At 71.7% G+C, this 13,900-nt stretch carries 9 protein-coding genes and 1 riboswitch; of the genes, 3 read left to right on the top strand and 6 right to left on the bottom strand.

Going from position 1 to position 13,900, the window contains the following annotated elements:
- Positions 1-35: 35 nt before the first annotated feature.
- A complete protein-coding gene (locus FPZ41_RS12630; RefSeq protein ID WP_152862091.1) occupies positions 36-2,870 on the bottom strand; it encodes a bifunctional acetate--CoA ligase family protein/GNAT family N-acetyltransferase in 2,835 nt (944 codons plus the stop codon).
- Positions 2,871-3,079: 209 nt separating this feature from the next.
- On the opposite strand from FPZ41_RS12630, the gene FPZ41_RS12620 reads away from it, so the two are divergent.
- A complete protein-coding gene (locus FPZ41_RS12620; protein WP_131564890.1) occupies positions 3,080-3,361 on the top strand; it encodes an HPr family phosphocarrier protein in 282 nt (93 codons plus the stop codon).
- 157 nt (positions 3,362-3,518) lie between these two features.
- Here FPZ41_RS12620 and FPZ41_RS12615 read toward each other — a convergent pair whose 3' ends face one another.
- The 4 genes from FPZ41_RS12615 to FPZ41_RS12600 all read right to left on the bottom strand — a co-directional run bounded on the left by FPZ41_RS12615 (position 3,519) and on the right by FPZ41_RS12600 (position 8,352).
- Entirely contained in the window at positions 3,519-4,214 is a 696-nt protein-coding gene (locus tag FPZ41_RS12615; protein ID WP_152862089.1) for a GntR family transcriptional regulator, read from the bottom strand.
- Positions 4,215-4,411: 197 nt separating this feature from the next.
- Positions 4,412-5,185, bottom strand: coding sequence for a M23 family metallopeptidase (locus FPZ41_RS12610; RefSeq protein WP_152862087.1), 774 nt, complete (start codon positions 5,183-5,185; stop codon positions 4,412-4,414).
- 12 nt (positions 5,186-5,197) lie between these two features.
- Positions 5,198-5,364: riboswitch (cyclic di-AMP (ydaO/yuaA leader) on the bottom strand.
- Between the two features lie 211 nt (positions 5,365-5,575).
- Positions 5,576-6,979 (bottom strand): M16 family metallopeptidase, encoded by a 1,404-nt coding sequence (locus tag FPZ41_RS12605; protein ID WP_322620152.1) that lies wholly within the window; start codon positions 6,977-6,979, stop codon positions 5,576-5,578.
- Positions 6,976-8,352, bottom strand: coding sequence for a M16 family metallopeptidase (locus tag FPZ41_RS12600; RefSeq protein WP_152862123.1), 1,377 nt, complete (start codon positions 8,350-8,352; stop codon positions 6,976-6,978). Before FPZ41_RS12600 ends, FPZ41_RS12605 begins: the two co-directional genes overlap by 4 nt.
- Positions 8,353-9,115: 763 nt before the next feature.
- Between FPZ41_RS12600 and FPZ41_RS12595 the strand changes: the two genes are divergently transcribed.
- On the top strand, positions 9,116-11,569 hold the full coding sequence (locus FPZ41_RS12595; protein ID WP_152862085.1) for a DNA gyrase/topoisomerase IV subunit A: 2,454 nt from the start codon (positions 9,116-9,118) through the stop codon (positions 11,567-11,569).
- Between the two features lie 43 nt (positions 11,570-11,612).
- On the opposite strand, the gene FPZ41_RS12590 is transcribed toward FPZ41_RS12595, so the two are convergent.
- Positions 11,613-12,800: a CobW family GTP-binding protein gene (locus FPZ41_RS12590; RefSeq protein ID WP_152862121.1), complete on the bottom strand. Its 1,188-nt coding sequence runs from the start codon at positions 12,798-12,800 to the stop codon at positions 11,613-11,615.
- Between the two features lie 158 nt (positions 12,801-12,958).
- Between FPZ41_RS12590 and FPZ41_RS12585 the strand changes: the two genes are divergently transcribed.
- On the top strand, positions 12,959-13,240 hold the full coding sequence (locus FPZ41_RS12585) for a hypothetical protein (protein WP_152862083.1): 282 nt from the start codon (positions 12,959-12,961) through the stop codon (positions 13,238-13,240).
- Positions 13,241-13,900 lie beyond the last annotated feature (660 nt).

Here is a 13,900-nt window from a genome sequence, read left to right as displayed (position 1 = left end):
CGAGGGACCGCTCTGCCGTGACTGTCGTGGTCGGATCAGTACACCGGAAGCGTACGGGGGCCGAGGTCGTCGCGGGCGGGCGGGCGCGCCAGCCGTACGGTGGCGCCGAGGACGCTCAGGCCGTACCGAGCGACGACGACCGGCTCCAGGGAGACCGCGACAACCTTCGGATGGTCGTCGACCAGTCGGGACACCCGCAGGAGCAGCTCTTCGAGGGCGGCGACATCGACCGGTGCCGAGCCGCGCCAGCCGAAGAGGAGCGGTGCCGTCCGGATCGACCGGACCAGTGAGGCCGCGTCCCGGTCTGTGACCGGAATCAGTCGGTGCGCCGTGTCGCCGAGCAGCTGCGAGGCGGCCCCCGCGAGCCCGAAGGAGACCACGGCTCCGGCCGCCGGGTCGATCACGGCCCGTACGACCGTGTCGACACCGCGTGGGGCCATGGCCTGCACGACGGGCCGCAGCTCCTCGGGCTTCCCGAAGAGGCCGGTCAACTCCGCGTACGCGCGGCGCAGTTGCCCCTCGTCCGTCAGGTCGAGCCGTACGCCGCCCAGGTCGGCGCGGTGCCGCAGGTGCGGGGCGGTGGCCTTGAGGGCCACGGGGTAGCCGAGGGCGCGCGCCGCCGCGACGGCCTCGTCCGGGGTGGGCGCGGGCCGGGCCTCGCGCACCGGGATGCCGTACCGGGCGAGGAGCGCACACGTCTGATCGGTGCCGAGCGTGAGCCCCTCCCCGCGCGCGAGGAGCGCCTCGATCTGGTCGGCGGCGCCCTTCTCGTCGATGTCCTCGTACTCCGGCACCTTCCCGGGGTCCGTGGCGTCGCGGCGCCACTGTGCGTACCGCACGGTTTCGGCGAGGGCCCGGACGGCGCGCTCGGCGGCGGGGTAGGCGGGGATGAGGCGGGCGTCCTCCGGGGGCAGTGCGTCCGGGGGCAGAGCGTCATCCGGGGGCGGGACGTCCTCCACGCGCGCGCGTGCCGGCCGTTCGTCGGGGAGCGGTACGGCGTGGGGTGCCGTGCCGGCGGCCCGGGAGAGGGCGTCCGCGAGTCCGCCCAGCTCCACGTGGACCACGAGGACCGGCTTGGCCGGGGCGGCGGCCGCCGCCGAGCGGAGCGCGTCGGCGAGGGCCTCGTCGGCGGCGGGCGTCTCACCCACCGCCGGTATGGCCGTCACGACCACGGCGTCGCACGCGTCGTCCGCCAGCGCTCGCGCCAGGGCCGCGTGGAAGTCCCCCGCCGATGCCCCGGTCGTGAGGTCCAGCGGCGGCAGGGGGCCGAGCCCCTGGGCGAGGCACGCGTCGTACGTCAGAAGTCCCAGCGACTCCGAGTTGCCGAGGATCGCCACGCGCGGACCGGCGGGCAGGGGCTGGCGGGCCAGCAGCAGGCCCGTGTCGACGAGCTCGGTGATCGTGTCCACGCGGATCACGCCGGCCTGTCGCAGCAGGTCGGAGACGGTGGCCTGCGGCAGCCGCGTGGCGCGTACGGGGTGCCCCTGGGGTGGCGCACCGCCGTGGCGCGCACCCTGGACCACGACCAGCGGCTTGGCCGCGGCCGTGCGGCGCGCGAGGCGGGTGAACTTGCGCGGATTGCCGATGGACTCCAAGTACATGAGGGCAACGTCGGTGTCCGGGTCGTCGTACCAGTACTGGAGCACGTCGTTGCCGGAGACGTCCGCGCGGTTGCCCGACGACACGAAGGTGGACACGCCCGTGACGCCGGTGACTCCTCCCCCGCGCCGGTGGAGCCGGGACAGCAGGGCGATGCCGATGGCTCCGGACTGGGCGAAGAGGCCGATCCGTCCGGGGCGCGGCATCTCGGGGGCGAGGGAGGCGTTGAGCCTGATGCCGGGCGAGGTGTTGATGATCCCGAAGGCGTTGGGCCCGACGATGCGCATGCCGTGGGTGCGGGCCTGGCGCACCAGTCCGCGCTGGCGCTCGCGCCCTTGGGGGCCGCTCTCGGCGTACCCGGCGGAGAGGACCACGAGGCCCTGGACGCCGTGCTCGCCGCACTCGGCGACGACCTCGGGGACGTGCTCGGCCGGGACGGCGACGACCGCGAGGTCGACGGGCTCGGCGATCTCGCGGATGGAGCGGTACGCCGGGACTGAGCCGAGCTCCTCGCCCTGAACGGCCCTGTTCACGGCATACAGGCGCCCGGTGAATCCCGCCTCCAGGAGGTTGGCGAGCACGTTACGGCCCACGCCTCCGGGCGCGCGTCCCGCGCCGATGACGGCGACCGAGCCGGGCGCGAGCAGCCGCTGCACGGACCGGGCCTCGGCGCGCTGCTCCCGCGCGCGCTGCACGGCGAGGGAGCGGTCGGTGGGCTCCAGGTCGAGCTCCAGGCGGACGACGCCGTCCTCGAAGCTGCGCTGCTGCTGGTACCCCGCGTCCGTGAACACCTTGATCATCTTGGTGTTGGCGGGGAGCACCTCGGCGGCGAAGCGGCGGATGCCGCGCTCGCGGGCGACGGCCGCGATGTGTTCGAGGAGGGCGGACGCGACGCCCCGCCCCTGGTGGGCGTCCTGCACGAGGAAGGCGACCTCGGCCTCGTCCGCCGGCGTTGACGCGGGCATGCCCGCTGCGTCGATGCGGTCATAGCGTACGGTGGCGATGAACTCGCCGCCGACCGTGGCCGCGAGTCCCACCCGGTCCACAAAGTCGTGGTGCGTGAAGCGGTGGACGTCCTTGGCGGACAGGCGAGGGTACGGCGCGAAGAAGCGGTAGTACTTCGACTCGTCGGAGACCTGCTCGTAGAAGCTGACCAGGCGCTCGGCGTCATCAACGGTGATGGGCCTCACGCGCGCGGTGCCGCCGTCGCGCAGCACCACGTCAGCCTCCCAGTGGGCGGGGTACTCGCGCCGGTCCGACGAGGTCTGCATGGGCCCCAGAGTAGGACCCGCGTACGACAACGGCGCGGGGCGGTCTCGCGCACGAACACGGCGCCGGGCAGTCTGGGGGACGCACAACAGCCGGATCGCGGTCAGGCCGTGGGCCCGATCCGGACCCGCTTCACAAAGCGGGAGACCGGCCTGGACAACCCCGTCCAGACCGGTTGAGACACCTGATGACACCTGAAGGGCAGCAACACATGGCTGAGCGCCGCGTCAACGTCGGCTGGGCCGAGGGCCTCCACGCCCGTCCCGCCTCCATCTTCGTCCGGGCCGCCACGGCCTCCGGTATCCCCGTGACGATCGCCAAGGCCGACGGCACCCCCGTCAACGCGGCCTCCATGCTGGGTGTGCTGGGCCTGGGCGCCAAGGGCGGCGAGGAGATAGTGCTCGCCTCCGAGGCCGAGGGCGCGGACGCCGCGCTCGACCGCCTGGCGAAGCTGGTCGCCGAGGGACTCGAAGAGCTTCCCGAAACCGTCTGAGTGACGCGGCAATAGGCCCGAAAGGCCACCCGCGCACACATCGAAGGGCTCGTCCGAATTATCGGGCGGGCCCTTCGCATTTCCTCTTCGCGGGCAGCAGAAATAATCCCCCGCGAATCCCCGGCGAATTCGACCCTCTTTGTATACGGCTCTCTTGTTAATGCCGCAGGCCCGTGATGTTTACGGGATGTTGCGAAGTCCTCACACGCTCGGCGCGGTCGGCCTGCCCGGGAAATCGCAGACGGTGCGCGGCGGTCGCGCGCTCGGTGTGCAGGGCCGTGATCGTGCGGGCCCGCTCGCTGTCGCCGCGCGCCACGGCGTCGACGATGCCGCCGTGCTCGGCCCAGGACTCGACGGGGCCGGCGGGCGCCTCCACCGCGTACATCCAGGCGATCTTGTGGCGCAGCTGGGCGAGCGTCGAGGTCAGCGCGGGGCTGCCGGAGGCCTGGGCGAGCGTCTCGTGGAACCAGCCGCCGAGTGAGCGCAGGTCATCGCTGTTGCCCCGCCTGGCCCGCTCCTGCCCCAGCCTGACCAGGCCCCGCAGCACCTTCAGGTGCGCCTCGGTACGGCGCTGGGCGGCGCGCGCGGCGCCCAGCGGCTCCAGCAGCATGCGCATCTCCAGCAGGTCGGAGGCCTCCTGCTCGGTGGGCTCCGCGACACACGCGCCCGCGTGCCGTCGGGTGACGACGAAGCCCTCGGCCTCCAGCGTGCGCAGCGCCTCACGGACGGGGACTCGGCTGACGCCGTACCGGCGGGCGAGGAGTTCCTCGGTGAGCCGGCTGCCGCGCTCGTAGACACCCGCGACGATGTCATCACGGATCGCCGTGCATACCGAGTGCGCCGGAATACGCATGACCGGACCTCCGCCTTAATCCCCGTGAAACGCCATTGATTGACGTGCGCTCAAGCGACTCTATTGCAGTTGGCCGGAAATTCCGATGCCGGGCCGGAATCCAGGGATATTTTTTGGACAGGAGGCACGTCACAACGACGAAAGCCCCGGCTCGGTGAGCCGGGGCCTCGCGCGCTGTGAGCAGCGGCCTGGCGGGGTCAGACGTTCACTCCGTGCGAGCGCAGATACGCGACGGGGTCCATGTCCGAGCCGTACTCGGCCGTCGTGCGGGCCTCGAAGTGCAGGTGCGGGCCCGTGACGTTGCCGGTCGCCCCGGACAGGCCTATCTGCCGGCCCGGGGTGACCGTCTGGCCGACGGAGACCCCGATGGACGACAGATGGCCGTACTGCGTGTACGTGCCGTCGTGCATCTTGATGACGATGTTGTTGCCGTAGGCGCCGCCCCAGCCCGCCTCGACGACGGTGCCGGAGCCGACCGCGCGGACGACCGTGCCCGAGGAGGCGTGGAAGTCGATGCCGGTGTGGCTGCCGGAGGACCAGGCGGCGCCGCCGGACTTGTAGCCGGTCGAGACGTACGAGCCGCTGACCGGGGCGACGAAGGTGTTGAGGCGCTTGCGCTCGGCCTCACGGGCGGCACGCGCCTTGGCCTCGCGCTCCTTCTTGGCCGCCTTGGCCGCCTCCTCCGCGCGCTGCTTCGCGAGGGCCTCGGCCTTCTTCTGCGCGGCGGCCTCCTCGGCGGCCTGCTGCTGGGCGACGGCCTGGGCGTCGATCTGTTCGGCCACCGCGTCGCCGATCTCGATGGCCTGGGTGAGCCCGGTCTGTCCGGCGGAGGCGTCCGCGGCGAAGGCGGGGGCGGCCAGCGCGCCGATGACGCCGGTGGTGGTGAGCGCGGCGGCTCCGACGACCTTCGTGGTCGCGTTCTTCATCCGGCCGGCGCGGCGGTGCTTCCCGGTGGCGCAGGTGAACGCCATGAAGTGGCTGGTCCTTTCCTTCCTTCTCGCCTACCGGGTTAGCTGACGGGTTCGGAGCAGGAAGGTCTCCTACGGTCCCCCTTCACCATGAGAAGGGCGCCCGATTCACCCCAGGGACTGCGATTGGGTCCCCGGCTCCCCTGGCTCGCGCCGTTTCGGGGACTCGGCGATGACTGTCCGGTGCCGCGGGTGCGGCGCACTGCTGACGAACAGCCGAACAGACGCTAAGCGGGCCCTCTTTGAAATCACAAACGAAGCAGGGGTTTTGTAGCGCACACCACAGGGCAGACAGGCAACCTCCCCCGCAATACGGACATCCGGGGCCCCAGTGACTCTTTCGTCACCTGGACCCCGGATGCGGGTGGGCCCGGCTGGGCCCGTGGGGGCGCTCTACTCGGCGCGTACGACGGAGACTTCGCCGATGCCGAGCGCCTTGACGGGCTCCTCGATCTGCGCGGCGTCACCGACGAGGACGGTCACGAGGCGGTCCACCGGGAAGGCGTTCACCACGGCCGCGGTGGCCTCCACGGTGCCGGTCGCGGCGAGCTGCCGGTACAGCGTCGCCTGGTAGTCGTCCGGCAGGTGCTGCTCGACCTGGTCGGCAAGGGTGCTCGCGACGGCGCCGGCCGTCTCGTACTTGAGGGGGGCGACCCCGACGAGGTTCTGCACGGCGACGTCACGCTCGGCGTCGTTGAGACCCTCGGCGGCGAGGGTACGCAGCACGGTCCACAGGTCGTCGAGGGCCGGGCCCGTGTTCGGCGTGTCGACGGAGCCGCTGATGGCGAGCATCGCGGCGCCCGAAGCCCCTCCCGGGGACGAAGGGGCCGCGGAGCGCAGCACCTGGCCGAACGCCCGCACACCGTAGGTGTAGCCCTTCTCCTCGCGCAGGACACGGTCCAGGCGGGAGGTGAGGGTGCCGCCGAGGCAGTACGTGCCGAGCACCTGGGCCGCCCACACACGGTCGTGGCGGTCGGCGCCGACGCGGCCGATGAGCAGCTGCGTCTGGACGGCTCCGGGGCGGTCCACGATGACGACGCGGCCGGTGTCGTCGGCGGTCACCGCGGGCACGGGGCGCGGCTGGGCCGAGGAGCCGGTCCAGGCGCCCAGGGTGTCGCCGAGCAGCGCGTCCAGGTCGACGCCGGTGAGGTCGCCGACGACGACCGCGGTGGCCGTGGCGGGCCGCACGTGCTTCTCGTAGAAGGCACGCACGGCCGCCGAGTCGATGCCCTCGACCGTCTCCTCGGTGCCCTGGCGCGGACGCGACATGCGCGAGGTCGCCGGGAACAGCTCCTTGGAGAGCTCCTTCGCGGCACGGCGGGCCGGGTTGGCGGTCTCGTGCGGGATCTCGTCGAGCCGGTTCCGCACCAGCCGCTCGACCTCGCTGTCCGCGAACGCGGGGGCCCTCAGGGCGTCGGCGAGCAGACCGAGCGCCTTGGGAAGCCGCGAGACGGGGACTTCGAGGCTGAGACGTACGCCGGGGTGGTCGGCGTGCGCGTCGAGGGTGGCGCCGCAGCGCTCCAGCTCGGCGGCGAACTCCTCCGCGGAGTGCTTGTCGGTGCCCTCGGAGAAGGCACGCGCCATGATCGTGGCGACGCCGTCGAGGCCCGCGGGCTCGGCGTCCAGGGGGGCGTCGAGGAGCACCTCGACAGCGACGACCTGCTGGCCGGGGCGGTGGCAGCGCAGCACGGTCAGCCCGTTGTCGAGCGTGCCGCGCTCGGGCGCCGGGAACGCCCAGGGCCTGGCGTCGCCGGCCTGGGGCTGCGGGTGGAAGTCCATGGTCGCGAGCTCGGTCACTTGGCCGACTCCTCGTTCTCGTCGGTCACCGCGGCTTCGGCGGTCTCGTCGGCTTCGTCGGCGTCCCCGCTCCCGGCCGTGATCGGCTCGTACACGAGCACCGCGCGGTTGTCGGGCCGCAGCCGGGCCTGGGCGACGGCCTGGACCTCCTCCGCGGTCACGTCGAGCACCCGCTGGACGGCGGTGAGGGCGAGCTGCGGGTCGCCGAACAGGACGGCGTACCGGCACAGTTCGTCGGCGCGGCCCGCGACCGTGCCGAGCCGGTCCAGCCACTCGCGCTCCAACTGGGCCTGGGCGCGCTCCATTTCCTCGGCCGTGGGGCCATCGGCGGCGAACCGGGCGAGCTCCTCGTCGACGGCGGCCTCGATGACCGGGACCTCGACGTCGCCGGAGGTCTTCACGTCGAGCCATCCCAGGGAGGGCGCCCCGGCCAGCCGCAGCAGGCCGAACCCGGCGGCGACGGCCGTACGGTCGCGCCGTACGAGCCGGTTGTAGAGGCGGGACGACTCGCCGCCGCCGAGGACCGTCAGCGCCAGGTCGGCCGCGTCGGCCTCGCGCGTGCCGTCCTCCGGGAGCCGGTAGGCGGCCATCAACGCGCGCGCGGGGACCTCTTCCTCCACGACCTCACGCAGCTGTTCGCCGATGGTCTCCGGCAGCGAACCGTCCCGCGGGGCGGGCTTCCCGTCGTGCCCGGGGATGGACCCGAAGTACTTCTCGATCCAGGCGAGCGTCTGCTCCGCGTCGATGTCGCCGACCACGGAGAGCACGGCGTTGTTGGGCGCGTAGTAGGTGCGGAAGAACGCGCGCGCGTCCTCCAGCGTGGCCGCGTCCAGGTCGGCCATCGAACCGATCGGGGTGTGGTGGTACGGGTGGCCGTCCGGGTAGGAGAGGGCGGTCAGCTTCTCGAAGGCGGTGCCGTAGGGGACGTTGTCGTAGCGCTGGCGGCGCTCGTTCTTGACGACGTCCCGCTGGTTCTCCATGGACTCGTCGTCCAGCGCCGTGAGCAGCGAGCCCATGCGGTCGGCCTCCAGCCAGAGGGCGAGCTCCAGCTGGTGGGCGGGCATGGTCTCGAAGTAGTTGGTGCGCTCGAAGCTCGTCGTACCGTTCAGCGAGCCGCCCGCGCCCTGGACCAGCTCGAAGTGGCCGTTGCCCTTCACCTGGGCCGAGCCCTGGAACATCAGGTGCTCGAAGAGGTGGGCGAGGCCGGTACGGCCCTTGACCTCGTGACGGGAGCCGACGTCGTACCAGAGGCACACCGCCGCGACCGGGGTCAGGTGGTCCTCGGAGAGCACCACGCGCAGCCCATTGGCCAGGCGGTGCTCGGTCGCTGTCAGGCCCCCGGTGCCTGCCTCGGCTGTGGCCGTGTGACCCATGGGCATGTACGTCCCTTCATCGCGGAAGCTGTCGTGGAAAACCGCGTCTTCCTGCCGGTCCTGCCACTGTATGCAAGCGTGCGGACGGCTGGCGAAGTTCCCGGTTCCCGTACGCCCAGAGCGAGACTCCCGGACGGGAGAGCGGGGACTCGCGTAGGCCGGGGCCGACCGGGCTCCGGGCCCGTCGCACGCCAGGGAGGAACTCGGGTCCTTCGCCGTCGCATGTCCGCTCCGAGGACAGCTCCGGGACCGCCGCACCGCGGGCGGGCTCGGTCCCGCGCCGCCCGCCGCCGACTCCGGGAACAGCGGGAAGGCCGTCTCGCGCCTGGGGCGGGCGCCCTCCTCCGGACGGGCCGGAAGCCGGGGAAGAGCGCGGACCCGGACCGCCGCGTGCCGGGAACGAGCACGGGCTCGGACACCTCCGGGCGCCCGGCCAACGCACTCCTGCGCACGCGGGTGGAACAGGCCAGAGCCCGCGCCCCGTCCCGCGCGCGGGTGCGGCACCATGGCCGGGTACGGGCCGGGGGAGCGGGAACGGCGCTATGTTGACGTGAGCGCCCGGCGACGCCTCTCCGCCGTGCCGGCGTACTTCCTCCTCCCCCGCCCCAACGTGCGCTCCGGGCGTTCCGCCGCCGTGTTGGGAGGGGCGGAGAGGGGCCCCTGTGGAAGGGGCGTGGTCCGGGTTGTCGGTGGGTCGGGCCACAATGGAGCCCGTCAGATCCCGTTCATGCCCCGGCAAGACTGTGAAGGAGCCGCAGCAGCGATGGCCCGCCGCAGCACGAAGACTCCGCCCGACGACGCGTACGAGGAGAGGATCCTCGACATCGACGTCGTCGACGAGATGCAGGGCTCCTTCCTGGAGTACGCGTACTCGGTCATCTACTCCCGAGCCCTGCCGGACGCCCGCGACGGCCTCAAGCCGGTGCACCGCCGGATCGTCTACCAGATGAGCGAGATGGGCCTGCGCCCCGACCGCGGCTACGTGAAGTGCGCCCGCGTCGTCGGCGAGGTCATGGGTAAGTTGCACCCGCACGGCGACGCGTCGATCTACGACGCCCTGGTGCGCCTGGCCCAGCCCTTCTCCATGCGCGTGCCGCTGGTCGACGGCCACGGCAACTTCGGCTCTCTGGGCAACGACGACCCTCCGGCCGCCATGCGGTACACCGAGTGCCGGATGGCCGACGCGACCAGCCTGATGACCGAGTCCATCGACGAGAACACGGTGGACTTCGCACCCAACTACGACGGCCAGGAGCAGGAGCCGGTGGCGCTGCCCGCCGCGTTCCCGAACCTGCTGGTGAACGGCGCGTCGGGCATCGCCGTCGGCATGGCGACGAACATGCCGCCGCACAACCTGAGCGAGGTCATCGCCGCGGCCCGCCACCTGATCCGCCACCCCAACGCCGACCTCGACACGTTGATGAAGCACGTGCCGGGCCCCGACCTCCCCACGGGCGGCCGGATCGTCGGCCTCTCCGGGATCAGGGACGCGTACGAGACGGGCCGCGGCACCTTCAAGATCCGCGCCACGGTGTCCGTGGAGAGCGTGACGGCACGGCGCAAGGGCCTGGTCGTCACCGAGCTGCCCTTCAGCGTCGGTCCGGAGAAGGTGATCGCCAAGATCAAGGACCTGGTCGGCTCCAAGAAGCTGCAGGGCATCGCCGACGTCAAGGACCTCACCGACCGCCAGCACGGCCTGCGCCTGGTCATCGAGATCAAGAACGGCTTCGTGCCGGAGGCGGTCCTGGAGCAGCTCTACAAGCTGACGCCGATGGAGGAGAGCTTCGGCATCAACAACGTTGCGCTGGTCGACGGCCAGCCGCTCACGCTGGGCCTGAAGGAGCTCCTGGAGGTCTACCTCGACCACCGCTTCAACGTGGTACGGCGTCGCTCCGAGTTCCGCCGCGGCAAGAGGCGCGACCGGCTCCATCTGGTCGAGGGCCTGCTCACGGCACTGGTGGACATCGACGAGGTGATCCGCCTGATCCGCTCCAGCGACAACTCGGCGGAGGCGAAGCAGCGCCTGATGGAGCGCTTCTCGCTGAGCGACATCCAGACGCAGTACATCCTGGACACGCCGCTGCGCCGTCTGACCAGGTTCGACCGTATCGAGCTGGAGTCGGAGCGGGACAGGCTGAACGCGGAGATCGCGGAGCTGACCCGCATCCTGGAGTCGGACGCGGAGCTGCGCAAGCTGGTCTCGGGCGAACTGGCCGCGGTGGCCAAGAAGTTCGGCACGTCCCGTCGCACGGTGCTCCTCGAGTCCTCCGGCACCCCCGCGCCCACGGTCCCGCTCCAGGTGGAGGACGCCCCGTGCCGCGTCCTGCTTTCCTCGACGGGCCTGCTGGCGCGTACGGCGAACAGCGAGCCCTTCGCACCGGACGAGGACGAGCGGCGGACCAAGCACGACGTGATCGTCTCCGCGGTCCCGGCGACGGCCCGGGGCGAGGTGGGCGCCGTGACGTCCTCGGGCCGCCTGCTGCGGCTGAACGTCATCGACCTCCCCCAGCTCCCGGAGACGGCGGCGGCGCCGAACCTCTCGGGCGGCGCACCGCTGTCGGAGTTCCTCTCCCTGGAGGACGGCGAGACGGTGGTCTGCCTGACGACGCTCGACGAGTCCTCGCCGGGCCTGGCGCTCGGCACCGCGCAGGGCGTCGTCAAGCGTGTGGTCCCCGACTACCCGGTCAACAAGGAGGAGTTGGAGGTCATCACGCTCAAGGAGGGCGACCGGATCGTCGGCGCCGTCGAGCTGCGCACGGGCGAGGAGGACCTGGTCTTCATCACGGACGACGCCCAGCTGCTGCGCTATCAGGCCTCACAGGTGCGCGCGCAGGGCCGTCCGGCGGGCGGTATGGCCGGCATCAAGCTCACCGAGGGCGCGAAGGTCATCTCGTTCACGGCCGTGGACCCGGCGGCGGACGCGATCGTCTTCACCGTGGCGGGCTCGCGGGGCACCCTGGACGACTCGGTCCAGACGACCGCCAAGCTGACCCCGTTCGACCAGTATCCGCGCAAGGGCCGCGCCACCGGCGGTGTGCGCTGTCAGCGGTTCCTGAAGGGCGAGGACTGTCTGTCCTTCGCCTGGGCGGGCCCGATCCCGGCACGGGCCGCCCAGAAGAACGGCACCCCGGCCGAGCTGCCCGAGGCCGACCCGCGCCGCGATGGTTCGGGTGTGTCGCTGCAGAAGACGGTGTCGGTGATCGCGGGACCCGTCTGACCGGCCGGCCGGACCGCTCTGAGGCCGGGAGCCCGGCTCGTCTCTAGGCCTCGGAGCCCGGCTCGACGGGGTCCTGAACCCCATCAGTGTCCCGAAGCTCATCGAGGTCCTGAGCCTCATCGGGGTCCTGTACGTACCGGAGGACGCCCCACATGCTCGTCTCGTCGGCGTGTGGGGCGCCGTCCTCGCAGGTCCGAAGCTCCTTGCCGAGGGTCGGCGTGTCGATGCCGGACCCGATGAGGACGAGCTGGGTGCGGCGAGGGTCGCCGGGCGCCCACGGCTCGGGGTAGAACCGCAGGAACCGCCCCACGGCATGCACGGCATACCGGTTGTCCCGGTCGTGGGCACCGAAGTCGACGTACCCCTTGATGCGGTAGAGCCCGTCGGGCCGGCTGTCGAGGAACTTCATCAACCGGCGCGGGCCGAGGGGCACTTCGGAGGTGAAGGAGAGCGATTCATAGGCGGTGTGGAGATGCCCGGAGTGCTCACCGTGCCCGTGCTCGCCGTCCCGGTGGCCCGCATCGCTTCCGTCTCCCTCCCCCACCGCCTGCCGGTGGAGGTCGTCGAAGGACAGTTGCCCGATCCTCTCCTCGTTCGGCCTGCGGTCGAAGAGGAACTCCGGGTCGATGCGGCCGTACGTGGCGGGCACGACGGCGGCGCCGTCGCCGAGGGAACGAACGAGCCCCAGAACCCGCTCACGCTCGCCGTCCGCGGCCCGGTCGAGCTTGTTGACGACGACGAGGTCGGCGAGCGAGAGGTGCCGGTCGATCTCGGGGTGCTTCTCACGGGTCGCTTCGAACTCGGCGGCGTCGACGACCTCGACGAGCCCGCCGTACACGACCCGCGGGTTCTCACTGGCGAGCACCATGCGCACGAGTTCCTGCGGTTCCGCGAGCCCGCTGGCCTCGATGACGATGACGTCGATGCGGGCGGAGGGACGGGCGAGCCGCTCAAGGTACAGATCGAGCTCGCTGACGTCGACAGCACAGCACAGGCAGCCGTTACCGAGGGAGACGGTGGAGTCTCCGAGCGCCCCGGCCACGGCCATCGCGTCGATCTCGATGGCACCGAAGTCGTTCACGATGGCCCCGATACGGCTGCCCCCGCTCCGGTGGAGCAGATGATTGAGCAACGTGGTCTTGCCCGAGCCCAGGAACCCTGCGAGGACGACGACCGGGATCTGTGACCCCTCGGGCACCGTGATCTGCCGGGGATCCGGACTCGACGACATGTCCGACTGGTCGGCCCGGTTCGACTGGCTCAACGCGCGCCCTCTCTCCCACCACATGAATGTCGCCCCAGGATACGAGCGGGCCGAATCCCCGCGAAGTGAACGATGGTTCGCGACCACACGTGCGTCGGCCCCACAAGGGCGAGGATCACTATGTTGTGACCATGCAAAGGGACGCGGCCGTCGGTCCGGCCACCGCCGTTCCGGCCGAGCTCACCGCGCTGGTCGGCGGGCGGACGGAGGTCACGAAGGTCCGAGGCATGCTCTCGGTGTCGCGCCTGGTCACGTTGACCGTGGTCGGCGGCGTGGGCGAGTCCCGGCTGGCGCTGCGGGTGGCGGGCACGGCCGCCCGGCAGTTCCCGGACGGAGTCCATGTCGCGGAACCGGCGAGCCTGCCGGACCCCCAGCTGCAGCGTGCCGTTGAGCACGGCGTGCTGTGAGCGGGCGGCGTTGGCTCACGTGTCGGCAGCGGCCAGCACATCGGCCAGGAGCTCGAAACCATGGGTGCGGTCGGCCTTCAGAGTGAGCTTGGGGTCCATGTTGTCCCGGACCGTTCCTGGAGACTGAGCGAGAGTGAGTCCCGTTGCCGGGACTCATGCTCAGCCGGACGCCCCGAACGGTGTTGGGCGTCCTGGTTCCCCGCGTTCGCTCCGCGTCCGGCGCGCACGGATCGTGTCCGTGGTCCGGGAATGCGGGGGCGGCCCGCGGCCGGAGGCCGCTGATGGGCAGAGCCTCACACCCTGGGGCCACCGGTTCGGCCTGGGCGGTCCGATGCCCCGCACGATCGCTCCGGTAGTCCGATCTGCTGCCCAGGGTGGCGGCGACCGTCTCGGGCCTGAGGTAGTGCCCGCACTCCTTGAGTACCACCTTCTCCATCGCCGCCGACGGCCCCGGGTCTCCGCCGCCGCACCCGGCCGCCCCCAGAACGGCCAGTCCGACCAGCCCGACCACTGCAGACCTGCAATGGAGCACGCCCACTCCCTTCGACGATCAGCGTTGCCCCGAATTTTTACGTCACACAGACGGGCGGCACACGGGAGAACTACTCAAACGCGGCCGTTCCGCCAACGGGACGCGGGGCGGGGCGCAGGGGGCCGCGG

This window comes from Streptomyces acidicola, assembly GCF_009377235.1.
GTDB lineage: Bacteria > Actinomycetota > Actinomycetes > Streptomycetales > Streptomycetaceae > Streptomyces > Streptomyces acidicola.
Note: the sequence above shows the minus strand (reverse complement) of the source record. Positions and strands in the feature narration are given on the sequence as shown.